Source organism: Mastigocoleus testarum BC008 (assembly GCF_001456025.1).
GTDB classification, from domain to species: Bacteria; Cyanobacteriota; Cyanobacteriia; order Cyanobacteriales; family Nostocaceae; genus Mastigocoleus; species Mastigocoleus testarum.
Map to the genome: position 1 here is coordinate 51,881 of NZ_LMTZ01000085.1, position 24,699 is coordinate 76,579.

General features: G+C 35.6%; 14 protein-coding genes. 8 read left to right on the forward strand and 6 right to left on the reverse strand.

The genetic code is table 11. The features are described 5' to 3' along the window. Positions 1 to 182 precede the first annotated feature (182 nt). Complete coding sequence (clpP, locus tag BC008_RS14140) at positions 183 to 788, reverse strand: ATP-dependent Clp endopeptidase proteolytic subunit ClpP (protein WP_027843128.1); 606 nt, start codon at positions 786 to 788, stop codon at positions 183 to 185. 309 nt (positions 789 to 1,097) lie between these two features. On the opposite strand from clpP, the gene BC008_RS49475 reads away from it, so the two are divergent. The 5 genes from BC008_RS49475 (at position 1,098) to BC008_RS14160 (ending at position 10,403) form a co-directional block, all read left to right on the forward strand. Beyond that, entirely contained in the window at positions 1,098 to 1,250 is a 153-nt protein-coding gene (locus BC008_RS49475; RefSeq protein WP_161938115.1) for a hypothetical protein, read from the forward strand. Positions 1,251 to 1,429: 179 nt separating this feature from the next. Continuing rightward, the gene (locus BC008_RS14145) at positions 1,430 to 3,520 is read left to right on the forward strand and encodes a thioredoxin domain-containing protein (protein ID WP_027843129.1); all 2,091 of its coding nucleotides are present in this window, start codon (positions 1,430 to 1,432) and stop codon (positions 3,518 to 3,520) included. Positions 3,521 to 3,973: 453 nt separating this feature from the next. After that, positions 3,974 to 4,492: an acetolactate synthase small subunit gene (gene ilvN, locus BC008_RS14150; protein ID WP_027843130.1), complete on the forward strand. Its 519-nt coding sequence runs from the start codon at positions 3,974 to 3,976 to the stop codon at positions 4,490 to 4,492. Between the two features lie 1,319 nt (positions 4,493 to 5,811). Further along, on the forward strand, positions 5,812 to 6,906 hold the full coding sequence (locus tag BC008_RS14155) for a glycosyltransferase (protein WP_036265303.1): 1,095 nt from the start codon (positions 5,812 to 5,814) through the stop codon (positions 6,904 to 6,906). A gap of 1,412 nt (positions 6,907 to 8,318) precedes the next feature. Then, a complete protein-coding gene (locus tag BC008_RS14160; protein ID WP_161938116.1) occupies positions 8,319 to 10,403 on the forward strand; it encodes a GumC family protein in 2,085 nt (694 codons plus the stop codon). Positions 10,404 to 10,451: 48 nt separating this feature from the next. Here BC008_RS14160 and BC008_RS14165 read toward each other — a convergent pair whose 3' ends face one another. Both BC008_RS14165 and BC008_RS14170 read right to left on the reverse strand, forming a co-directional pair. After that, positions 10,452 to 12,683: a pentapeptide repeat-containing protein gene (locus tag BC008_RS14165; RefSeq protein WP_027843132.1), complete on the reverse strand. Its 2,232-nt coding sequence runs from the start codon at positions 12,681 to 12,683 to the stop codon at positions 10,452 to 10,454. 35 nt (positions 12,684 to 12,718) lie between these two features. Further along, complete coding sequence (locus tag BC008_RS14170; RefSeq protein ID WP_027843133.1) at positions 12,719 to 13,723, reverse strand: zinc-dependent alcohol dehydrogenase family protein; 1,005 nt, start codon at positions 13,721 to 13,723, stop codon at positions 12,719 to 12,721. A 454-nt stretch (positions 13,724 to 14,177) separates the two neighbouring features. Here BC008_RS14170 and BC008_RS14175 point away from each other — a divergent pair, with 454 nt between their 5' ends. From BC008_RS14175 to BC008_RS14185, 3 genes are all read left to right on the forward strand, one after another. Next, positions 14,178 to 15,200: a CHAD domain-containing protein gene (locus tag BC008_RS14175; protein ID WP_027843134.1), complete on the forward strand. Its 1,023-nt coding sequence runs from the start codon at positions 14,178 to 14,180 to the stop codon at positions 15,198 to 15,200. A gap of 134 nt (positions 15,201 to 15,334) precedes the next feature. Further along, on the forward strand, positions 15,335 to 16,234 hold the full coding sequence (locus tag BC008_RS14180; protein ID WP_027843135.1) for an SDR family oxidoreductase: 900 nt from the start codon (positions 15,335 to 15,337) through the stop codon (positions 16,232 to 16,234). A gap of 228 nt (positions 16,235 to 16,462) precedes the next feature. Next, positions 16,463 to 18,181: a carbohydrate-binding protein gene (locus tag BC008_RS14185; RefSeq protein WP_027843136.1), complete on the forward strand. Its 1,719-nt coding sequence runs from the start codon at positions 16,463 to 16,465 to the stop codon at positions 18,179 to 18,181. A gap of 257 nt (positions 18,182 to 18,438) precedes the next feature. On the opposite strand, the gene BC008_RS14190 is transcribed toward BC008_RS14185, so the two are convergent. The 3 genes from BC008_RS14190 to gcvP form a co-directional block, all read right to left on the reverse strand. Then, complete coding sequence (locus BC008_RS14190) at positions 18,439 to 19,710, reverse strand: family 16 glycosylhydrolase (protein WP_058183614.1); 1,272 nt, start codon at positions 19,708 to 19,710, stop codon at positions 18,439 to 18,441. Positions 19,711 to 20,379: 669 nt separating this feature from the next. Next, positions 20,380 to 20,982, reverse strand: a complete 603-nt coding sequence (locus BC008_RS14195; RefSeq protein ID WP_153009586.1) for a hypothetical protein — start codon at positions 20,980 to 20,982, stop codon at positions 20,380 to 20,382. 414 nt (positions 20,983 to 21,396) lie between these two features. Continuing rightward, entirely contained in the window at positions 21,397 to 24,330 is a 2,934-nt protein-coding gene (gcvP, locus tag BC008_RS14200; RefSeq protein WP_027846740.1) for an aminomethyl-transferring glycine dehydrogenase, read from the reverse strand. Positions 24,331 to 24,699 lie beyond the last annotated feature (369 nt).

Genomic DNA, 24,699 nt, shown 5'->3' on the forward strand with positions numbered 1-24,699 from the left:
ATTTTGCGATAAGCGCCCGCTTTGTCCATACAATCAATCGCAAATCTTACGCAAAAATGTTGTTCTGAGTATGTTCTAAATAAAAATTTGGGGGGGAACCTCTACCAGTTCACCCCCAATATACAAGTTAAAATGACAGTAACTTTAACTATTAGCTACTAGCAATCGTTTCCCCAGAGGCTTTATACGACTGCGATGGGACGGCTACCAGCAGAAGTTTTGTCAATTACTTGGTCAATAATGCCATACTCCTTAGATTCTTCTGGGGACATAAAAAAGTCCCTTTCAGTATCTTCGGTAATTTTCTCCAGAGATTTACCTGTATGCTCGGCTAAATATCCATTTAACCGTTGCTTGAGATAAAGAATTTCACGGGCTTGAATTTCAATATCAGTTGCTTGCCCTTGAGCACCACCTAAGGGTTGGTGAATCATAATTCGAGAGTGAGGTAAACTCATACGCTTACCTTTGGTTCCAGCACTGAGGAGGAAAGCTCCCATACTTGCTGCGAGTCCGGTACAAACAGTACAAATGTCGGAACGAATGTACTTCATGGTGTCGAAGATACCCAAACCAGCTGTCACTGAACCACCTGGAGAATTTATATACATATAAATGTCTTTGTCTGGTTCTTCAGCATCTAAAAACAGCAGTTGAGCAACGATCAAATTAGCCACGTTATTATCAATCGGTTGTCCCAAAAAGATAATGCGCTGCTGTAACAAACACGAATAGATATCGAAGGCACGTTCGCCACGACCCGATTGTTCAATAACGATAGGAATCATGCAGCTTTCTTGTAGTTATTTTAAAAACATTCTATCGATTCGCTGGCCGATCGTAGGTAGGGAAAGCCGTTTATTTTGGAATTGACAAATTGGTATACGCCCGCCGCGCGGTCCAGCGTGGCGTATGACTAACGTCACGCTATGCTAAGAGCCATATGGTAATTGGTAACGGACAATTAAGGAAATAGCTATGGAATGTAACTTTTAAGCATTTTCACTGACGAAAATCCGGATATAATCTTCCCACCTCGGAAATTTTTAATAAAAGGAGTAATTGTCATCCATCTTAAGATATATAAAGGTAAAAATATGTTAGAAAAACTTGTACAGGCCATTATCATTACTTTCCTACTTAATTTAACCCTGGGATTGAGTGGCAGAAACTCAACTAATGTCAGGACAAGACAACGTTTACAACCATTTCCCGAATCGATCGCTAGATTTGTGCGTTCTCGTCGCTAATTTCCAGTTATTAAGTTATTTTTGATAATTTTTCTACTAAGTTCTGGTTCCTAGGTTCTTGTAACCGAACTGTTTCTGCTGCAAAGTACTAAGTCTGAGATAAATCTGAAGTGGTTTGATTGTGAAGTGTAGATATCAGGTTAGACTGGGCAAAGTAGGCAATTATTCTTGTCGCAGTCATGACCAATCGCCTTGCTCTTTCTCAAAGTCTTTACCTTCGTAAACATGCTGAAAATCCAATCGATTGGTGGTACTGGTGTGACGAAGCACTCGCTACAGCAAAAGCTGAGGACAAACCAGTTTTTCTTTCCATTGGTTACTCTAGCTGTCACTGGTGTACTGTCATGGAAGGTGAAGCGTTTTCTGACTTGGCAATAGCCCAATATATGAATGCTAATTTTCTTCCCGTTAAAGTAGACCGGGAAGAAAGACCCGATATTGACAGCATTTATATGCAGGTTTTGCAAATGATTAGCGGTCAGGGGGGTTGGCCTTTAAATGTTTTTCTGTCGCCAGAAAATTTAGTCCCCTTTTATGCCGGTACCTATTTTCCTGTAGAACCTCGTTATGGTCGCCCAGGTTTTTTGCAGGTTTTGCAAGCACTTCGCGGTTATTATGATTCTGAAAAGGAAGATTTGAGAGAACGTTCTTCTGCTATTCTAAATTCGCTGCAAACATCTACCGCTTTGCAATTTGAGAATCAAACTGAATCTGAAGATAAAGAATTATTGGAGCGAGGTTGGAAAACCTGTATTGGGATTGTTACTCCCAACGATCGCGGTAACAGTTTTCCCATGATTCCCTACACCCAATTTGCACTGGGAGCAAACAGGTTTAATTTTGAATCTGAATGTGATGGAAAGCAAGTTTGTCGTCGAAGGGGATTAGATTTAGCTAATGGTGGAATTTTTGACCATGTTGGTGGTGGATTTCATCGTTACACAGTTGACCCAACTTGGACTGTACCCCATTTTGAGAAAATGCTCTATGACAACGGTCAAATTGTCGAGTATTTAGCGAATTTATGGAGCGCCGGCATCAAAGAACCTGCTTTTAAAAGATCAATCGATCTAACTGTAAAATGGTTACAGCGAGAAATGACCGCATCAGAAGGATATTTTTATGCGGCGCAAGATGCAGATAGTTTCACCAACTCCAAAGCATTAGAACCGGAAGAAGGAGCTTTTTATGTTTGGAGCTATCAAGAACTTCAAAAACTTTTGACCCCAGAAGAACTAACAGAATTGCAACAGGAGTTTACAGTCACTCAAGAGGGAAATTTTGCTGACTCAGCTTCTACGGAAACAATCGCTCAAAATGTTCTACAAAGGCGAAATCCGGGAAAAATTTCTTCCTTAGCAGAAGCTGCATTGACCAAATTATTTATTGCTCGGTATGGCGAAACACCCCTTGCACTAAATTATTTTCCTCCTGCAAGGGATAATCAAGAAGCAAAATCTTCCAATTGGAAAGGACGTATTCCAGCAGTGACAGATACTAAAATGATTGTTGCCTGGAATAGCTTAATGATTTCTGGTTTGGCTCGGGCATATGCTGTCTTTAAAGTTCCATCTTATTTGCAACTAGCAACAAAGGCTGCAAATTTTATCCTAGAAAATCAATTTGTGGATGGGCGCTTACACAGGATAAATTATGCAGGTAAGCCAGATATTTTTGCCCAGTCAGAAGATTATGCTTTCTTAATTAAAGCTCTCTTAGATTTGCAAAGTTGCTGTTCAGATCGGCAGTATTGGTTGGAAGCTGCTGTTTCTCTTCAAGAAGAATTTGATGAGTTTTTATGGAGTATGGAACTTGGCGGATACTACAACAGTACTAGCAATACTAGGGGAGAATTAATTATTCGAGAGCGGAGTTACGCAGATAATGCGACACCATCGGCAAATGGAATTGCGATCGCGAATTTGGTTCGTCTTGCTTTACTGACTGATAATCTGCAGTATCTTAATTTTGCCGAACAAGGTTTAAAAGCATTTCGAAGCGTTATGAGTCGTGCTCCCCAAGCCTGTCCGAGCTTATTAAATGCCTTGGATTGGTATTATCACTCAACTTTAGTTCGTACCACACAAGGACATATAAATTCTTTATTAGCGAGTTATTTCCCCACCGTTGTTTTTGCTAATCAGCCCGAACTACCAGAAAATAGTATTGGTGTAGTTTGTCAAGGCTTTAAGTGTCTTCCAGCTGCTGATAGTTGGGAAAAGCTATTAAAGCAAGTACAACAAAGTCAGTTGAGAGAACTTAAAAGATAATGATTGACGCCTTAACATAATTTTTTACTGTCAGGTACATATTCTTCTGGTGCTAAAAAATAGCAAGTAGCTAATCAGGTCGGTGACAAATTGTTAATCGAAATGTATATTTATAACTGAGTTACCTCACCTATATGGTGACTGATAAGCCTCTGTTCAGTAGCATTGTGACTATTGCAAATAAGCCTGTACATTCATCCGGGGCAATAAAAGTTACGGATAAAGGTAGAGCAATTTGCTAGTCCCCGTTGGATAGCAACAGGACTTAAAAATAAAGCTTGGAAAATATCCGATGGGTAACAGAAGTAACTCACCGAGAAGCCTTAACTGTAATGCTTGCGGTCAGTGTAGGTGCGCTACATCGACATAGATTTATTGTTTTAGGGCTCACACTGCAACAGTGTAAATCTATCTGGGTTATTGGCAAGATTTTGCCCTATGAATTGACAAATCATGAAACACACAATTTCAGTACTAGTACAAGATGAAGCGGGTGTTTTATCCCGCATTGCGGGCTTATTTGCTCGCCGAGGTTTTAATATTGAAAGTCTCGCTGTTGGACCTGCCGAACAAATGGGAATTTCCCGAATTACGATGGTGGTACATGGTGATGACAGCATCATTGAACAGCTTACCAAGCAACTGTATAAGCTGATTAATGTCTTGAAAGTACAAGATATTACGGAAACTCCTTGTGTAGAGAGGGAGTTGATGTTACTTAAAGTAAACGCCAATAGCGCCACTCGTTCGGAAATTCTAGAAATTACCCAGATGTTTCGTGCCAGAGTGGTAGATGTTGCAGAGGATTCCTTGACTTTGGAGATTGTTGGCGATCCTGGAAAGAGTGTTGCGATCGTACAGGTGTTACAAAAGTTTGGTTTGAGGGAAATTGCTCGTACTGGCAAAATTGCTCTTACAAGAGAATCGGGAGTTAACACTGAATATCTCAAGTCTGTAGAAGTTAAAGTTTAATCCAGTCTTAAGAACTTTTTACTTGGAAAATCAAAGAATATAGGGTTTTATCAATATGTGATTTAAACCCTAATTTTATTGTTTAATAATATTTTCGCCAATACTATTTTGATATTTAGGAATAATATTATTGGCATGAACTTAAATAATATAAATTTAGAAATTTAGATGCAAGGGAATACTAAAAAAATTAATAGTAATTATTCTAATAAAACATCTAACTGACATCTATTAACATACTATTTATAGCTACGTTTAAATCCTTTACAATAACCTATTGATAAAGAGAATAAAAATAATGCCAATTTGGCATTATTTAGATTGATAATATTGATAAAAGAAAATGTAACAAGTTATATTAAAATCGCTCATTAGTCAAAATAGCTCGCTTCTATACATGTATTGGCACATATGATGATAAAGTAAACTATGGTGAATTAGTTATTAATATAACTTGTGGTTCTTGGTGGAAAGTTAACAATTTCAAGTTAATGATCCTAATATGTACGCTGATAGTTATGTATGTTTCGGAGTGATATATATTTCGGGGGTTCAAAATGGATAATAATTAATGTAATGTTCATAAATAAATAAATTATTGTTTCAGTTAGTTTAAATATGAAACGATTTCCAATTATAACTGAAAGTTAAGTTTAGAAAAATTTGAGAAAAATATAAAAAGTAATCAAACAGAAATTTTTGGTGTGTTTATCTGTTGAAATTACTTTAGCAGTGACTGAATAAAAATACAAAGTTGCAAAATATTGAAAGCATATCAAGTAGGAAAAATTCCGGGTTATTAAATTTATTATTATTGATTCAAGGCTAGGTTTATAAAATGCATTATTTACCCTAAATTCTCTTATTCTAGGGTTAGTGGATTTATCATATTACGATTAATGTGAGAGTCACCGCATAAAAAACAACTATTAGTTTTCGTCAATCTATTACTAATGCTCAGCTTGTTTTGATATTTGATTAGACTTACATTGTAAGTTTATAACTCATGAGATATAAGAACTTTAACATCAAATAATTCTGGCTGCATAAAATTCATGGTTTCATGTTTCGATAAATAAAATCATATTTTATTACCACTAAAAACTAAATAATTGCTCATTTGTATATCAATATTTTATTTTTACAGGTATTATGTAATTGCAATTATGTTGCAATTTAATTAACTCATAAATTAATGTATAAAATCACACTGTACAATAATTGTTTAAATTTTTAGTTGCTAAGTTTATATAGCTCACAATTTTAATAAATTTTAAGAGATAAATCAGTTATTGCTGAGTTAATTAAATACAAAATTTATGAAAAAACACGTTACCTTTTTTATGACTAATTTACATAGTGATGCAGACAAATTAGTCATAAACTTACTAAAAGGAATACTAGAACTAGATAAAGATGTTTATTTAGATTTAGTAGTAGCTAATAAAAAAGGAGGGTATTTAAATCAAATACCAAAACAAGTTCGTATTATTAACTTAGAAAGCCATGGAACTTTCAAAGCAATTGTTTCCTTATCCCAATACTTACGCGAACATCAGCCTAATACTCTAATTTCACATACGACTCATACTAATGCGATCGCTGTTTTAGCTAGGTTTTTAGTTCAAGAAAAAATTCGATTAGTACTAGTAGAAGATAATACTTTATTCGCACGGAAATCTAAGTCGTTCCAAAGGAAATTTTTTCCTATTTTAATGAAGTTACTTTATCGATATGCAGATGCAATCGTGGGAGTTTCCTACGCTACAGCACGCGATCTGGAATCTCGACTTGGTCTGAGAACGGGGAAAGTAAAGATCATATATAACCCAGTTGTAGATTCCCAGTTAACCTTTCAAGCAAATGAATCTTTTAATCATCCTTGGTTTCAAAAAGGAGCTCCACCTGTCTTTTTAGCTATGGGAAGATTAACCCAACAAAAAGATTTTGCAACCTTGATCAAAGCTTTTTCTATTTTGAGAAGTAATAAAGTGGCTCGTTTAATGATCATTGGAGAAGGAGAACTAAGGGGTGAGTTGGAATATCTCACCAAGAAATTGGGTATTGCTCAAGATGTCGCAATCCCTAGTTTTGTGAAAAACCCTTATGTGTATATGAAAAATGCTAGTGCATTCGTCATGTCTTCTCGTTGGGAAAGTCTAGGTAACGTATTAATTGAAGCCATGGCTTGTGGTTGTCCTGTAGTATCAACCGATTGTCCCCATGGTCCGAGAGAAATTTTAGCCGCAGGTAAATATGGAATCTTAGTCCCTGTTGAGGATGTATTTACTTTGTCTTATGCGATGTTAAAGGTTTTAGAAACTCCTATTCGAACCGAACTGCTAGTTCGCAGAGCAAATTATTTTTCTGTTAGACGTTCTGTCTCGAAGTATTTAGCAATTTCAAATATTTAGAATGTAAAAAATTAATGGTTCTGTAAAATTTAAATTTTAGAATTTTAAATGTAAATTAATTAATTTCAATAGATTAATTTAGATTTTGTGGTTATCCACATCAAATACAGCGATTTTTTATACAGGTATGAGTACGGTAAACTAAAAATATAGTCATTATATAATTAAATGAAATACAAAAAATGAAATTAAAAATTGATGCATTCAACAAAATTAATTTAAGACAATTCTTACTAATTTATTTTTATCTATTCTGTGTAATTTAAAACTAATAATTATTTTTAACCCCATAAGCTTAAAAGACTATTATAAGAGATATTAATAAGAATTAGCGAAATTTACATTAAGTTCGCAAAAAAGATAAAAAATGTATTAATATTATTGCTGATATAAAAATATTAAAATTTTTAATCAAAAATGTAAGTAGTTTTATTTTCTAGATTGTGATAGGTCAACCAAAATGCTGTTAGATACAGAAGAAATAAATTCCATTATCAATTTTTTACAGGAGGAAATTTAGGTTCTTATTCTTTAAAGAAGCTATTGATACAAATTGAATGACCTCAATTGTTTATGATGTTAATGTTTTTGAGACAGAAATATGTCAGCTTATAAACCCAGGGTATTCGATCACAGTAAGCCCTGAAACTTCTCCTGCTAATCTATCCTGTAAACTAATTACTATATAAGCTGGAGAAAATGCCACATCTCATTTGGAATTTTATTACTACTGTTAAAACAGTAACTTATCAGCGTGCAAAACTAGTCTATATAGGTTGCGATTATCACACTTATTGAATATAAGTCTTCGCTTCTTACCCACAGATTACTGGAGATTAGACTTGAATATACCACTTAACAGAATAATAATAGCCTGATGTTTGCATTGTTTTAGGCGTATCTAAAAGTCAATTCATTGTAATTGAGAATATTTATGGTGCGTTTACATTTCAATTACATTTCAATACAACATAATTCGATGTGATTTGATAAGTAAAGAATCAGTGTATTGCGATAAATCAAATAAATTACATGAATAACTATAATATCGATTCAATTTTTTAGTAATACTCACTGAAAATTTTAAGTGTTTAGATTGGCTTAATTTTACGAGGCGATATGTTTTCAAACTATTCCTGCTTACTTATTTCCTTAATTAATATATTTACTGATAAGGAAAAATATTTTTAATTAAAAATCAATTTAAACTAAAATTGCAATTTTTAGTTGTATTTTGATTGAGAAAAATCACTCATTTTTTTGGTAAAAGTAACGAGTTCGAACAAAATAACATGGAATATCAAGAGTATTCTTCTAATTTAGAAAAATATATTCATATCTTGAGAAGGAGATGGGTACCTGCATCAATAGTATTTGTAATTATTTTTTCTTCCTCATTTATATTTGTTTCGATGAAAAAACCTATATTTGTTGCAGAAGGTAAATTGCGCCTACGAAAAATAAATGTAGCTTCTAATACAAGTGATGCCGCAACAAATTTAAGTAAGTCAGATTCACGTGTAGAACAAAAAAATATTTCTTTTAAAACTGAAGTAGAAATTATTGGTTCCGTACCTTTAGTCAAACAGACTATTAATAAATTAAAATTAAAAGATAGTAAAGGTAAATATTTACGAGCACAGGATATCATCAATAATAGATTAGATGTCAATAGGATTAAAGGGACTGATTTAATATTGGTTTCATATCAAGATGTTAATCCCAAAATTGCTGCTAATGTTGTTAATACTTTAATGAATCTGTATTTGAATAATACTTCATCACTTCATCGAGAAAAGGTATTAGAAAATCGTCAGTTAATTAAAAAACAACTACCTCAAGCAGAAAATATAGTTAGCAAATCTGAATTAGCTTTACGTAGATTCAAAGAAAAAAATCAAGTTTTATCATCACGGGAAGAAACAGTAAAATTAATAGATTCTCTACGAGACCTACAAACAAAAATAAGCGAACACAAATCTCAACTTGCTGGGATAAAAGCTCAGTCTCAGACTATACAGAATAGTTTAGGGATTAGTGCAAAAGAAGTAATAGTTTTAACATCATTAACTCAATCCAATAGTGTTAACAAAATACTACAAAATATTCAGCAAGTCGAAAGTAAAATTGCAGAAAAGAGTACGATTTTAAAAGTAGATCATCCAGAACTACTTAATTTAGAAAATAAACTGATAAATTTAGAAAAAACTCTAGGGACAAGAATTAAAAAAGTTGCAGGAGAAAGAAAAAAAGCAGTTAGGAGAAGTTTAAACCTTGGAGGTTTAAAACAACAACTAAGTTTGAAATTAATTGATTTAGAAGCACAAAAACAAGGTTTAAAAAGTGAGATTGAAGCCTTATTAACCTTAGAAAATTCTTATCAGCAAAGATTAAATAATTTACCTAAATTAGAACAACAGCAGCGACAATTAGAACGACAACTTCAAAATGCACAGTCTAATTATTCAGTTTTATTAAAAAAACTTCAAGACAATAAAATATCAGAAAATCAAAATCTAGGAAATGCTCAAATTGTTGCAAAAGCAGAATTTCCCGAGCGTCCTATTTCCTCTGGAGTTCTGAGTTATGTTAGTTCTGGACTACTAGGTACCTTATTTTTTGTTACTACCATATGTATTTTAGAAGTCAGAGATAAATCGATCCGTACTGTTGAGCAAGCCAAAAACTTAACAGGATTAACCTTATTGGGAATAATTCCAGAATTTGGGAAGTCTAGCGAACTTTTTCCTGATATTGGAGAAGTAGAACCAGATAACATTCATCTAGTTATGAATAATCATCCAAATTCCCCTGTAAGCGACTATTATCGGATGTTGCGGGCTAACCTGAAATTTATTAGTACTGTTAAAGAATTGAATATTATTGTTGTTACTAGCTCAGTTCCGAACGAAGGTAAATCTACGGTAGCTGCTAATTTGGCAATGGTAATGGCACAAATGGAAAGTAAAGTATTACTAGTAGATGGTGACCTTCATAGTCCAGTTCAAAATCGGGCTTGGAAAATACCGGATAACCAAGGTTTAAGTAATGTAGTTTTAGGACAATTCGATCTAAAGACAGCTGTAAAACAAGTTAAACCAAACTTAGATATTCTGACAGCAGGGAAAGAATATATAGACAACTTACATATTTTTGATAATGATTTTTCACCACCTTCTCCCGGTTTGATTCTTGATTCTAAGCAGATGGGTAATTTAGTCAAAGATTTTACAGCTAGTTATGATTTTGTAATTATAGATGCACCTTCTTTGAGTATTGCTGCGGATGCAGGAATTTTAGGAAATTTAGCTGATGGAATATTATTTGTTGTTCGTCCCGGTGTTGTGGATCTTGCTAATGCATACTTTGCGAAAGAATTCTTAGAACATTCCGGTCAAAATCTGATCGGACAGGTGGTAAATGGAGCAACTCTAAATCCTAAACGTCGTCGTCAACACAATTTTCTCAGAAATTATAAGTTTTCAGCTAGTACTTAATTTCAGGTGTTTAAGCTTAACTAATAATTAACTATCTTTATTAGTTATCTACTTCAAATAAAATAGTAAATTCAGTCCAGGTATTGTACGGGATAGAGTCCACAGAAGTAAGGTAATATATAATATTCCTAAACTCCATTGATACCATGCCATGGTGCTAATAATACCTGGTAAATCTTCATCGCGCAGACGGACATCGTTGAAGCCAATTTTGAGTAAATTATTCAAACTAAAATCGTAGTAATTAAGCCAATTCCAGCGACGCTCCCATAATAATGGCATAAATCTTTCTCGAAATAATTGATACCTTGGTATTACTGGTAACCTACCAATGAGTAAGCGTAGTTGTCGTAAGGTACCATCCTCACTAAAATAAGAAACATCCATCAAGTTGTGAAAACGACCTTTTTTGTAGAGTTGAAATATTAAGAGACTTGGAAATGGAACGATAATTAATGTCAGATATCCGATAGTTAGTCCAAAACTGTAAGTATTATCGAAGATTGCGAAAAAGCCAAACAGTAAAAGGATGTTAAAACTAACCAACATAGAAATGGTTTCATAACTTGTGGGAATAATTGGTTTTGGATGTAAGCGACGGAAACGATCTACAAACCAAAACAGTAAACCAAAGTGTGCGGTAATAATAATTCCAATTCCAACTACCAACCAAAAGTTTGTACCGTAACCACTTAGAAGTAATAGTGATGCTAGGGTCAGATATTTCCAAACTAGTATTAACCATCCAGTAACAGAAAACTCTTCACTAATAACCACACGGGAATTCAACCGTGCGTACATATTTGGGTCAATATCTGCGATCGCAAGTAGCTCGTTCTTATTGCGAAAGGGTTTCGCGAGACGTCGATGGATAATTGATTCAGCTTGAGTTTGAGAAAAACCCAGATTTATGAGACTCTTTGGTGAGGCGCTGTTAATATTTTTCCCGAGTAAACGTCGATGTAATTGTATTAGTTGCAATCTTTGTTTTCTGTATTCTAGTTGGTTAGCATCGGCTATTTGCTGTAACTGACGAAAATTTTGAATTAAGTTACGTAAAACATTAGCATTACCTTGCAGTTCAGATACTACCAACTTTTTACCGATTTCATCAGGATTTCCCAGAAGTTTAGCTCGATTAGAATTAAAAGCTAAACCAGAAATATTTAGATAAGCATTAAGTGCAAATTCTGCATCACTAAAATCTGCTAAATCAATAATATTTGCACTGCGGAGATTTACTGGTTGATTAAATTTTGCTTCGCGAAAGGTTACGGTTTGGTCAAAAGTGACATGATTGAGAAATAGGAAGCTATCAAAGTTATCTTGGCTAAACTGAATTTGATTCCGAAAATGTGAGTTTTCAAAGTTAGCATAACCTTGCCATTGAATATGTTGGAAATTCGCTACATCTGCAAAAACCGCTTGTTTAAAGTTAGTGCTTTTTGTAAAAATTATGTTTTGGAAGTTAGCAATATTTTGAAATATACTTTGCTTGAAATTAGCTGTTTCTAAAAAAATGCTACCTTGAAACTGAGTTTCACCTTGAAAGGTTGAATGAGAAAAAACTGTCCCACGGCTAAATCGGCTTTCAGCCCAATTGGTATTTTTCTGAAAAACTGCACCTTCAGCATCTACTGATTGAAGAAAAAATGTATTTGCGAACTGTACTTTACCTTCAAAATGGGTTTGAGCTAATATCAAATAACCGCGAAAAATATTAATTTCACTCGATACTGCTGGCTGTTTTTTCACAGTTGACTGACTAAAAAGCGAACGACAGTCTTTTGATAGTGGAATATCTATGGCGATTGAATCTAAACAAATGTTGTATAAGCGTCCTAATTGTTCTTGTTCTTGCAGTGTAAGAATTGGTGCGATTGCTTGGGAATATAAAGATGTTCTAAAACCTAAATTACTTCCAAGAAAATCTCCTTTTATTAAGGAATGACTTAGATCTAAGCCTAAAGTTTGTGAGCTAATATTTTGAGACTGTTGTTTTTGAGATTGTTTTTTTTGAAGTTGTTGTTGCAATTTTTGGTAGAATAAATCCCGGAAATTTCCATTTTGCGGTCGCAAATCAATTTCCATATTCCGCAAGTCTACAGTGAGTTTTCCATCTCTAAGTATCGGTGTATTTATTCTCTGTTCTAATATTTCGATGGTTAAAGGTGTAAGTTCAGTTTGTGCATACGCACTAGGTACAGGTAAAGAGAAGAAAAATATTATTATCGTACAGCTAACTGCAATTAAATATTTAAGACTAAATTGTGTTTGCATAGCTCATCTCATCTATTCCCATCACCTATTACCTATTACCTATTACCCATTATCAAAACAACCTTACCCATCATCGAACCATTCTCTAACATTTGATGGGCTCGCGCTGCATCTTTTAAAGGAAATCGATGAGCTACGTGGATTTTAAGTTCCCCAGTATCTATCCATTTCGCACATTGTCTTAAAATTTCTGTTTGGTGCTGCTGTGCTGACACAAGTCCTTGTAACATCGGCGTTAGCATTAATTCTAAACTAATCCGAAGATTACGCGATCTAGCTGCTTTCCAAACTGTATCAGCCCCTGGTTCCAAAATTGTGACCACATCACCATAAACCCGCACCGCAGGAAAAGATTTTTGTAAGGTATCTTTACCAACAGTGTCAAATAACAAATCCACCCCTTCACCATTAGTCCAATTTAATGCAGCTTGGACAAAGTCAGTTTGTTGATAAAAAATTGGGTAATCAGCACCTAGTCTTCGGACAAAATTAGCTTTTTCTTGAGAACTAACTGTAGTGCAGACATCAGCACCTTTTAACTTTGCTAGTTGAATTGCAACATGTCCCACACCGCCAGCACCTGCATGAATTAATACTTTTTCACCCGGTTCCAAACGCCCACGTTCGTACAAAGCTTCCCAAGCTGTAATCAAAACTAGAGGTGCAGCAGCAGCTTCTGCAAAAGATATAGATTTAGGTTTAAGAGTAACAAATTGCTCGTCAATGGTTGTGTATTCCGCATAATTTCCCTGGCGATCGCCTAGACCTCCATGACAAAAATATACTTCATCACCTACACGAAAATTTTTGACATTTATACCTACACCTTCTACAACACCCGCACCATCACAACCCAAAATTGCTGGCATCTTTTCTGGATAAAAAGTACCACGTTTACGAATTTTAGTATCTATTGGATTGATACCTGCAGCATGTAATTTAATTAGAAGTTCAGTATCGCCCGTAAGTTTGGGTTTGGGCAATTCCCTCACCTGTAGGACTTCTGAATTACCTACCCCTGTCATTAATATTGCTTTCATTTGTCATTTATCACTTAATATTTTGTCAATTGTTACTGCTAATTCTTAATTTGTCGCTGATTACTAGTAAATAAAAAAATATTCGACTAAAAGAATTTTAACCGCCTATAGTAAATATACTTGAGAATTATTGTAAATTATTACATGCATATTAGTTTATAAATTAATAGGAATCAATAAGGATTAATGGTCTTTAGTTTAATAAAGTCATTTATTATTGTTAATTGCAGATTGTATCGATTTTATAAAAATTAGATTTTTCTGAAAAAAAATTATATAAAATAGTATTTCCAAAGCCAAATTTAAGCCAAATTTAAGCTAAGATTCAATCTCAACGTTTCAAGGCTGTATGTTTCAAGGCTATATATATTTGTAGATACTTGTGGATATTTGCATTAGTCTCGCATATCGATGAAAAATAGCATGCAATGACCTTCATAATAAGTGAATTAACATGACAGTAACAACAGATTTTCAAGCATATACTTTAGGAGACTACGCGCACCAAGCGATTCAAAAACATTTAAAAAAAATTCTCAAGTGGGAGAAACCTGTAAGGCAAGATAAAGATCCCGAAGCATTACATCAAATGCGAGTAGGAATGCGGCGTTTGCGTTCTAGTGTAAACGGTTTTTCTTTAGGTATAGTTGTACCCAAAGCTATTAGTGATAAGAATATCGGGAGAATAGCACGTAGGCTTGGTCAATTAAGAGATTTAGATGTACTTCAAGAAACTTTAGAAAAAGTTTATAAACCTCATTTACCAGATAAAGAAGAAGTCTTACTGGCAGCAGTTTTTAAAACATTAAATAAGCAAAGAGAGGATGCTGTTTCTGGCGTTAAATTAATATTGAAAGATGATAGTTACAAGTCCTTAAAAGAATCTCTAAAAGTATGGTTGGAAGCACCAACTTATCAAGATTCGGCAGCATTACCAATTCAGCAAGTAGTACCAGATTTACTCTTACCAGAAGTAAGCCATTTTTTATTACATCCTGGTTGGTTAATCGGAACTAAAATTGAAAATACAGATGTTGTGGTTCTCAAGAATTGGGAAACAAAAAAAATAGAGAAATTTCTGACAACGGGGGGAGAAAATCTCCATAATTTACGTAAACAGGCTAAAAGACTGCGCTACCAGATGGAATTGTTTACCGACTTATACGGCGATAGTTATAAAACCCATCTAGCAGAAGTTAAGAATGTACAAGATATATTGGGGCAACTGAATGATGGCGTAGTTTTGGCTGATTGGTTATCCTATGTTTGTAAATCAAAACTGCTTCATAAACTTCCCACTTTAGCGAAGTTAATTGAGGAACGGCGTTATAGTTTGTGGGGAGAATGGCAACGTTTGCAAGAAGTTTATATTAAACCTGAAACTAAGCAGGATTTTCGTTTGGCGATATTAAATCCTTACGAAAAGCAAACTAGCAATGAGAATCACGAACAAGTTGCGGCTTTAGTAACAAATTAATCGGCTTAAAGCTGAAGTATGGAAAGATAATGATATTTAGTGTCGTTCGAAGATATACAAGTAGTCAACATAATTCAAATATATTGATGTATGCTTGTGTTCGCAACAACACTAAATATTTTAATCAATCTTAAATGTCAAAAAAACTTTTGATTACTGGGGCGAGTGGCTTTTTAGGATGGTATCTTTGCCAAATAGCTCGAAAAGAATACTCTATATATGGAACTTACTTATCTCACCAAATAGAAATTCCCGGAACGAAGACTTTAAAGGTCGATTTGACGGATGAGAATCAACTAAAGCAGGTATTCCAAGATATTCAACCAACAGCAGTGATTCATACTGCTGCTCTATCTCAACCTAATTTTTGTCAAACCCATCCCCAAGAATCCTACAAAATTAACGTTATTGCATCTAAAAATATTGCCGAACTTTGTGCAGGTGCTTCCATATCTTGTATTTTCACATCAACAGATTTAGTCTTTGATGGGAAAAATGCTCCCTATAAAGAAACAGATCCTGTAAATCCGGTCAATACTTATGGCGAACAAAAAGTTATGGCAGAGGAGGAAATGCTCAAATGTTATCCCATGACTGCTGTTTGCCGAATGCCGTTGATGTTTGGTGCTGCGACCCCAACTGCAAAAAGTTTTATTCAAGGTTTTATTGAAACTCTGCAACAGAGAAAAGAATTAAATTTATTTACCGATGAATTTCGGACCCCAGTTAGTGCTTTAACTGCAGCACAAGGAATTTTATTGGTATTAGACAAACAAATCAACGGATCTATTCATTTAGGTGGTAGAGAAAGAATTTCCCGCTATGAGTTTGGCAAGTTGATGGTAAAAATATTTCAGTTAGCCAATGGAAAAATTAAACCAGGAAGACAACAAGACGTAAAAATGGCTGCACCCAGACCAAGTGATGTATCTTTGGATAGTTCTGTAGCTTTTGAATTAGGTTATAGTCCTTTCTCTGTAAAGGAAGAGTTGGAAATGTCTGTCAGTCCTTTTCCTAGAGAAATGCAACATTAGTTAAAATAATACATATAAGGATTCACAAACTACTACTTGCATTTCAAATTGGTGAGAAAAACGTTTAACTTGATTCTAACTGTAAAAAAAGGTATAAGTGTTATCTATGTGCGAAGCAACTTCTAAGTAATTTTGCTCTCAGAAAATTTATCTAATACTAGTCATTTTTGTCTCTTATTTGTCACTTTATCTTGATAGTGTCCCTAAAGGAGTTTAGCGTTAGTTGTTATGAATCCTTTAGTTCAAGGTCAAGACTATATTGTTTATCACTTTGACGGTAACAATAACGATAGAGACGATATTTCTGCATTACCAGTAACAGCATCATTGGCAAATGCAGCTGGTTTAGAAAAGAAATCGTTTATGTTTTATAACAACAACTTGAGCGAAAAAAATAATAACGCTCAGGTGCAAGATATGCGTGAAAGTGCTGCTTTTGCCGAAAAACTTGGGATTAAAACTTTCGACTACCAACAGAATACAAATGCAACGACAGACAAATTAGTACAAATATTCAATTCAGGTAAAAAAGTACTCTCAATTGAGGGTGGTCCGATGGAAGCTGTTTACAGAGCGTTAGAACAAACATCTCCCGAAAACCTGAAAAACATTACTTTGTTATCCCATTCTAGCTGGAATGAAAATCGCAACGTCATCAACAGACCAGGAATTAAAGAAACCAGAACTTGGAGTGATTTAAAGAAAGATTTCCCCCAGATTAACTATGTAGATATTGGCGATCAAAATGGACGTGGTGATAGTGGTTTTCAGAGCAAGAAGTGGAATTGGTTGGATAACACCAATAATCCCATTTTCAAAGAGATGCGATCGCGAATGAGAGATTCCGGTTATGCGGTCAATGACCCTTCAGATGCTGGAATGTTATTTTATGCCATAACTGGTAAAGAGTTTGGCGATCCTAACGATGCTAAAGATTACTTTGCTAAGAATCCCCCCTCATTTACCAATAATACCGGTGGTGGTTTACCTCCTACAGATCCTAAACCTCCTACTGGCGAGAATCCTCTGGTAATTGAAGCAGAGGATATGCAACTTTCTGGAGGGTATCGTGTTGAGAAAGTTAATGCTGCTTCTGGAGGAGAAGTAATCAGTTTATTAGGTGGAAATAATAACGATACCGGTACCGCAAAATTTGATTTTACAGGAGATACAGGTACCTATGATCTCAAAATCAGCTACTTTGATGAAAATGATGGTGTGGGTCAGCTGAAAATAAACCAAGATGGTAAACAGCTGAAATCTTTCAAGTTAGACAAAGATCTCGGTAGTCCCTTGGCTAACGAGCAAACCAAAACCTTTATGGAGATTAAAGATGTCTCTGTATCAAAAGGTGATGTTTTCCAAATTCAGGGGATTGAACAAGGTTCTCCTAAAACAGCCGAACATGCAAGGGTTGACAAAATAGAGTTTATTCCCAACAGTGACAATAGTAATAATGGCGGAGGTAACCCCCCTACAAATCCTAAACCTCCAGTTAACAGTAGCTCCATGCTCATTGAAGCTGAAGACATGAAGCTTTCTGGAGAGTATAGAGTTGAGAAAATCAATGCTGCTTCTGGAGGAGAAGTTATAAGTCTACGTGGTGGGAATAATAACGACACTGGCGCAGCAACATTTGATTTTACTGGAGCCACAGGTACCTATGACCTCAAAATTAATTACTTTGATGAAAATGATGGTGTAGGTAGTTTGAAAGTAGAAAAAGGAAATCAGCAATTAATATCTTTTAAACTGGATAAGCAGTTGGGTAGTCCTTTAGCTAACGATCAAACAATGACATCTATGGAAATTTCAGATGTCTTCATATCATCCGGTGACAGTTTCCGAGTAGAAGGAATTGAACAAGGTTCACCTCTCACTGCGGAACATACAAGAATTGATTCAATTGAAATTATTCCGAATCACTCTAGTTCCGCGATGGTCTGAGTATTTGATACTTGGAAGATTTAATACTTGTAGAAGTAGCTATTATTCTCTTTGAGCGAATGGGAAAAAAGAATGGGAATCATGTAAATAAATCTACATGATTCCCATTTTAATTTTGAAAATATACCTAGGACTTGCTGAATAAAATTGGAAATTATGGCAGATAAAGATTTTGGATGTCTCCTCGTGGACGGACAAACTTTTTTTGCCAAACAAGTGCAAGGTAATAGCATTTATATTCTCAAAAACCTTACACTTTACAAAACTTCAATATCTCCGAACTGCACCAATTTAATATTCTGTTGCCAATTTGTTCCAACTGGACGCATACTTGCTTTCACCATATAGCCATTTCCGGGGGTGGGAGCGGAGGGTAAATTAACTGTTACTAATGCTGAACCAGAACCACCCGAGACGGTTGCTTTACCTTCCCCAAGCCATTTTTTAGAATTCCAAATTTCAACCACAATATCTCGTTGTTGTTCAGCCTTGTAATCTACTTCAAATGTATAAGAGTTTTTACTCTGTAATTTCAACTGTCCATTTGAATTCGGTGTCTGTGACCCAGAACCATCGTCAGGTACCAATTCGTAACTTCGGACCCAGTCTACAAGCATGGTGTTCTTAGTATCATCTTTTAACGAAGAAATAGTGGGAAGACCATCGAAAGTAAATACTTCGGTATCAAAAAACATATATTGTGGATCATAAAAAGGTCCTCCTGTCTGCACCTCTGCAACTTTCTTGCCATTATGATAGAACCATAAAGTCCGAGCATCTTTCCACCAAACACCGTAGACATGATAGTCTTCCGCAGCACCGTAGGGCATTCTATATTGTTTGGGAGTATTCAAATTATTATCCCAACTACCTTTCCAAGTATGAGAATTCATACGCATCAAGTTATTAAGCCAATTTGGATGTTTGGTTGATGCACCGATATTCTCCTGTACATCAATTTCACCTGACCTTGGTGCTTGAAACCAGAAAGCAGAGGTCATTGACAACTGTGATGCTTTAATTCGAGCTTCATAATATCCATATGAAGCTGATGGATCTTTAGATGCTACTGCTGCAGAGTCAACCCAGATATCTTTTTCCGGATTTCTCACTTGTGACAAACTATTTATTCGTGAGGTTGATTTTAATCGTAAGTTTCCTCCACCCACTGAGACATTTTCTCGTTTAAATTTACTTGGTGGACGCCCATTCCAATATGGATGATAATTAATCCATTTATTCGGATCGAGAGAGTTTCCATTAAATTCATCAGATAAGCTATCGATTCCTTGCCACATCATCCCAGACGGAGCTGGAGGAAGACCTTTTTTTCCACCACTTGAGCTTGAGGTATTTACCCCGTTGAAAGTTTGCTTGGTCATGTCAATGCTTGCATCTACATAACCATTCGCTTGCGCCAGACCAACATCTGCATTCAAGATACCAGCAATTAATCGTAAGGCAAATATAACAGAAGCAAATATAACAAAAAATTTTTTTGTGCGGCTTTGGAATATTGATTTGTACATTTGGTTACCTTATCTCTATTTTCCGGAGAAGCATCAGTAGATATTCCCTAAATTGCAGCAGCTTCGGTGTCAACTACATCCAAGTATTTGACTTAGAAAAAATCTTTCTTTAAATTTCCTAGATTTTAGATTTATTGTCTTCTTGAAGAGATTATCAAAATAAAGTGACAAACAAGTAACAAGTAGACTAGGGTTACATAAGTAATATTACTTAGTGGGTAATGATGCTGTTAGTCAATAACTTCATTGCCCTCACATTTTTTGATGCACCTTCCAAAAATTGTTCCATCAAATCTTGAACAACAAAATACATCATTAATTATTATTATTAATTAGAGTCAAACTAATTAAACATAAGTACGTTAGTAAGAAAAATCATAACTTGTTTGTAATAGCGCTTTAGCGCTAAAGCGCTACTACTAGCCAAATACAGATATTTTATATTTATTTACATAGTTTACTTTTTTCTTGCCTACTTACTTACTCTCGCTAAAATAATACATACGTTTTGTGGCAAATAGTCGTAGCTGTCTGCTTGCAGATGAAGATACAAAAGAAAAGGTTAATTTGAAATCAGCAGCCAAGTACCTTCAAGAAGATAAATCAACCGGCAAAGCTATTGTAAATTGTTACATTTCCAATTACCCATTACCAGTTACCCATTACCAATCACCCAGCCTTTCTTGGCACAAAAACCACAACAGTTGCAATCAAAGCAGAAAATATTAAATGACTGACAATTAAAGGTAAATAATGATTGCTACCATTGATTTCATAATGAATCCAAAAATGCAGTAAATCAAATGGTTCAACAGTGTCTTTTAAAGCTCTGTAGTGGTGAGATGCTAGTCCTAATGGTAATGATATAAATAACAGAAAAGACCCACCAAATAAATTTGCTAATAACCACCACTTAGCTTTTTTATAACTCTTTCTCAGAATCCACCATTGGGCAACTCCTGCGAATGGAATACTAATGGGTAAAGTTAGTAGTCCATTAACGAAAATTGCTCCTAATATTTTATGGCTGACTGGTACGTTATGGATGTAAAGAACAAATAATAAACCACCAATTGCGCCACTCAAAGTACTGGCGGCTAACCAATTTTTGAAACGAGAATCTTTGAAAGCAAATTTCTGAAAACTAGCCAGTAAAGCACCACCAAATGCGGCTCCTAAGACAATTCCCACAAAAGAAGCAAACCAATGAAACGAAAAAGATTTGAGGGGGATAAAAAAGAAGAGTAATGCAATTAGAGTACTTGCTACCATACTTATTAATAAAACAATAGTATGACCTATAAGCACCGAAAACCAAGACAAAATCAATTTTGTCGATTGTAATAACATATTTTTTTGATTCACAACAACAAAACAACACAAACGAAAAATAACCCCATAAAAATTTCAGTAAATACTGTTGGTTGTTAGTTGAAGAAGCCCATTGGAAGGATTTTAGTTTATTTCAAAATGGGTAATTGGTAATTGGTAATGGGTAATGGGTAATGGGTAATTGGTAATTGGTAATTTCTAATTAGTAATGGGTAATTGCTAATATCGATAATCTAAATATCAAATCAACAATTACCCATTAAAAACTATTCGTCCAAAAAACTATCAGTCCGAAGAAAATATAAATCCATGTGCTGTATGCACAGTTTATACTGTTGACCGATATAATATCACCTATTGTGAATATGCTTCCATTGGCAAACAAGAACAAACAAAGTTGCGATCGCCAAATGCCGCATCAATTCTACTCACACTAGGCCAAAATTTGTTATCTTTTGTCCAAGGTGCAGGATAAGCTGCTTGTTCGCGGGAATATGGATGGTTCCACTCACCAATGATTAAGCTTTCAGCGGTATGGGGTGCGTTTTTCAAGACGTTATTTTCAGTGTCCACCTTACCTGCTTCAATTTCGGCAACTTCTTGGCGAATTGCAATCATGGCGTCGCAGAATCGATCTATTTCTTGTTTAGATTCGCTTTCAGTTGGTTCTACCATAATGGTACCAGCTACCGGCCAAGATACTGTAGGCGCATGGAAACCATAATCCATTAACCGTTTGGCTATATCGTCGATTTCGATTCCAGCTGATTTTTTCAGCGATCGCAAATCTAAAATGCATTCATGGGCGACTAATCCGTTTTTGCCTTTATATAAAACGGGATAATGCTCTTGGAGTTTCTTGGCTATATAATTTGCATTGAGGATTGCGACCTTTGTGGCTTGGGTTAAGCCAGTTCCGCCCATCATCGCAATATACATCCAAGAAATAACTAAAATGCTCGCACTACCCCAAGGTGCAGCAGAAACAGCACCCATTCCTTGCTCTCCACCCATTTCTACAACTGGATGTCCGGGAAGAAATGGAACCAAATGGGAAGCAACACCAATTGGACCCATTCCGGGACCACCACCACCGTGGGGAATACAAAAAGTTTTGTGGAGGTTGAGGTGACAAACATCTGCACCGATATTTCCGGGAGAACACAACCCAACTTGGGCGTTCATGTTCGCTCCATCCATGTATACCTGTCCCCCATGTTCGTGGACAATGGCACAGATTTCTTTGATTTTTTCCTCAAATACGCCGTGGGTAGAAGGATAGGTAATCATTAAAGCCGCTAGTTCTTGGCTATGTTTTTCGGCTTTAGTTTTCAGGTCTGTGACATCAATATTACCTTCAGAATCGCATGCGATCGCAACCACTTTCATCCCACACATAACAGCACTTGCAGGGTTTGTTCCATGTGCGGATGTGGGAATCAAACAAATTTTACGATGGGATTCGCCACGACTTTCATGATATTGGCGAATTGCTAGCAAACCGCTATATTCACCTTGAGCGCCAGAATTAGGTTGTAACGAGATTCCGGCAAAACCTGTGATTTCTGCTAACCATTCCTCTAGCTGTGCAAACAGAACTTGGTAACCCCGAGTTTGAGTTTGTGGTGCAAATGGATGAATGTTACCAAATTCAGCCCAGGTGACAGGTATCATTTCTGCCGTCGCATTTAATTTCATCGTACATGATCCCAAAGGAATCATTGATGTTGTTAGTGACAAGTCTTTAGTTTCAAGCTTGTGCAGGTAACGCAATAATTCTGTTTCTGAATGGTAACTATTGAATACTGGATGGGTAAGAAATGGAGTAGTGCGAGTTAAGTTATGGGGAATAACTGACTTTAACTTTTGAATTGAAGAATGAGTAAGTAATTCTTCAGAAGAGAAGGATTCGCAGTCGCTCACCCGGGAAAATATTTCCCATAAGTCAATTAAATCTCGATTTGTTGTGGTTTCGTCTAAGGAAATACCGACAGTATTATTATTAAATACCCGTAAGTTGACCTCACGAGTTTGGGAAGCTTCCAGAATACTTTCTAAGGAAATTTTTCCTAAATCAACTCTTAAAGTATCGAAGAAATATTCGTTAACGATTTTATAACCGAGTTTTTGCAATCCTGCTGCTAAAATTTTGGTTTTTTGGTGGATATTTTCAGCAATTTGCTTTATACCTTTAGAACCATGATAGACAGCATACATGCTTGCCATTACAGCTAATAATACTTGAGCGGTACAAATATTACTGGTAGCTTTCTCTCGGCGAATGTGTTGCTCGCGGGTTTGCAATGCTAAACGTAATGCAGTTTTGCCATTAACGTCTTTAGAAACACCAACAATTCTTCCCGGAACTTGGCGCTTATACTTCTCTTTAGTTGCAAAATAAGCAGCATGGGGTCCGCCATAACCAAGGGGGATTCCAAATCTTTGGGTACTACCGACAACGATATCAGCCCCAAATTCTCCTGGTGGTTTAAGTAAGGTTAAGCTGAGAAGATCGGCTGCGACCGTCACTAAAGCTTTTTGTTCGTGTGCTTGCTCAATAAATTTAGCGTAATCACAAACAGTACCATCACTGGCAGGATACTGTAGGAGAGCACCAAAAATCGGCTGGGAAAAATCGAATTCTCTGTGGTCGCCAATAATGATTTTAATACCTAAAGGTCTGGCCCGTGTCTGTAACACGGCGACTGTTTGGGGATGACAATCTTGGGAAACAAAGTAGGTTTCTGATTTCTTTTTACATACTCCGTAGCTCATGCTCATGGCTTCGGCTGCTGCTGTAGCTTCATCAAGTAAGGAAGCATTAGCAATTTCTAAACCAGTCAAATCGATCGTCATAGTTTGGAAGTTTAGCAGTGCTTCCAATCTTCCTTGAGCGATTTCAGGTTGATAGGGAGTATATGCAGTATACCAACCGGGATTTTCTAAAATATTACGTTGAATTACTGGTGGGGTAATACAATCGTAGTAACCCATACCAATAAAAGAGCGAAAAACTTGGTTTTTACCTGCAAGTTCTTTTAATTGAGCCAGCGCAGCATATTCACTTTGGGCTGCTGGCAATTTTAAGGAATTATGTTGTCTAATTGAAGGTGGTACTGTTTGCTCGATCAGGTCATTGAGGCTGGAAAGTCCCAGTACATGTAACATTTGTTGGATATCTTCAGGGGAAGGTCCAATATGTCTTGTGACAAAATTATCTGAGTTCTGGCTCCTGTCGTTCGGCATTTCTTGACTACTCGGCTTGGGGCGAGGGGCATTAATGACCACTAATTGCTCTCCAGATACTACTACTTAATATTTTGCAACAAGAAATCAATGGAGACTACCCATCAAAAGTTAAGGGATTGCAATAATGACTTCAAATAGTAGAAGCGAGCATTACTTACTAATTGATTAGTTCATTTGTCATGGGTTAAGTAATTACCCTGATATGCCCTAAAATTATTGTGTTTTTTTGTTGTCAACATTTTCTGAATGATTGTTTTGGTTTATAAAATCTACCCATTGACGATTGTCTAAGGATTTTACTAATACCAATTTGGAAAAATAATGAGACAGATGAATTTCTGTAGAGACGTTGCATGCAACGTCTCTACCGGAGAATCTGTTGCAATGATTTATTGAATTGGTATAACT

Excerpts from the sequence above, each read along its gene's own strand:
- BC008_RS14175 (WP_027843134.1), top strand. The coding sequence starts at position 14,178 with ATGACAGTAACAACAGATTTTCAAGCATATACTTTAGGAGACTACGCG.
- BC008_RS14160 (WP_161938116.1), top strand. The coding sequence starts at position 8,319 with ATGAAAAAACCTATATTTGTTGCAGAAGGTAAATTGCGCCTACGAAAA.
- ilvN (WP_027843130.1), top strand. The coding sequence starts at position 3,974 with ATGAAACACACAATTTCAGTACTAGTACAAGATGAAGCGGGTGTTTTA.
- BC008_RS14180 (WP_027843135.1), top strand. The coding sequence starts at position 15,335 with ATGTCAAAAAAACTTTTGATTACTGGGGCGAGTGGCTTTTTAGGATGG.
- BC008_RS14185 (WP_027843136.1), top strand. The coding sequence starts at position 16,463 with ATGAATCCTTTAGTTCAAGGTCAAGACTATATTGTTTATCACTTTGAC.
- BC008_RS14145 (WP_027843129.1), top strand. The coding sequence starts at position 1,430 with ATGACCAATCGCCTTGCTCTTTCTCAAAGTCTTTACCTTCGTAAACAT.
- BC008_RS14190 (WP_058183614.1), bottom strand. The coding sequence starts at position 19,710 with ATGTACAAATCAATATTCCAAAGCCGCACAAAAAAATTTTTTGTTATA.
- BC008_RS14165 (WP_027843132.1), bottom strand. The coding sequence starts at position 12,683 with ATGCAAACACAATTTAGTCTTAAATATTTAATTGCAGTTAGCTGTACG.
- BC008_RS14155 (WP_036265303.1), top strand. The coding sequence starts at position 5,812 with ATGAAAAAACACGTTACCTTTTTTATGACTAATTTACATAGTGATGCA.
- BC008_RS14170 (WP_027843133.1), bottom strand. The coding sequence starts at position 13,723 with ATGAAAGCAATATTAATGACAGGGGTAGGTAATTCAGAAGTCCTACAG.
- BC008_RS14195 (WP_153009586.1), bottom strand. The coding sequence starts at position 20,982 with ATGGTAGCAAGTACTCTAATTGCATTACTCTTCTTTTTTATCCCCCTC.
- clpP (WP_027843128.1), bottom strand. The coding sequence starts at position 788 with ATGATTCCTATCGTTATTGAACAATCGGGTCGTGGCGAACGTGCCTTC.
- BC008_RS49475 (WP_161938115.1), top strand. The coding sequence starts at position 1,098 with ATGTTAGAAAAACTTGTACAGGCCATTATCATTACTTTCCTACTTAAT.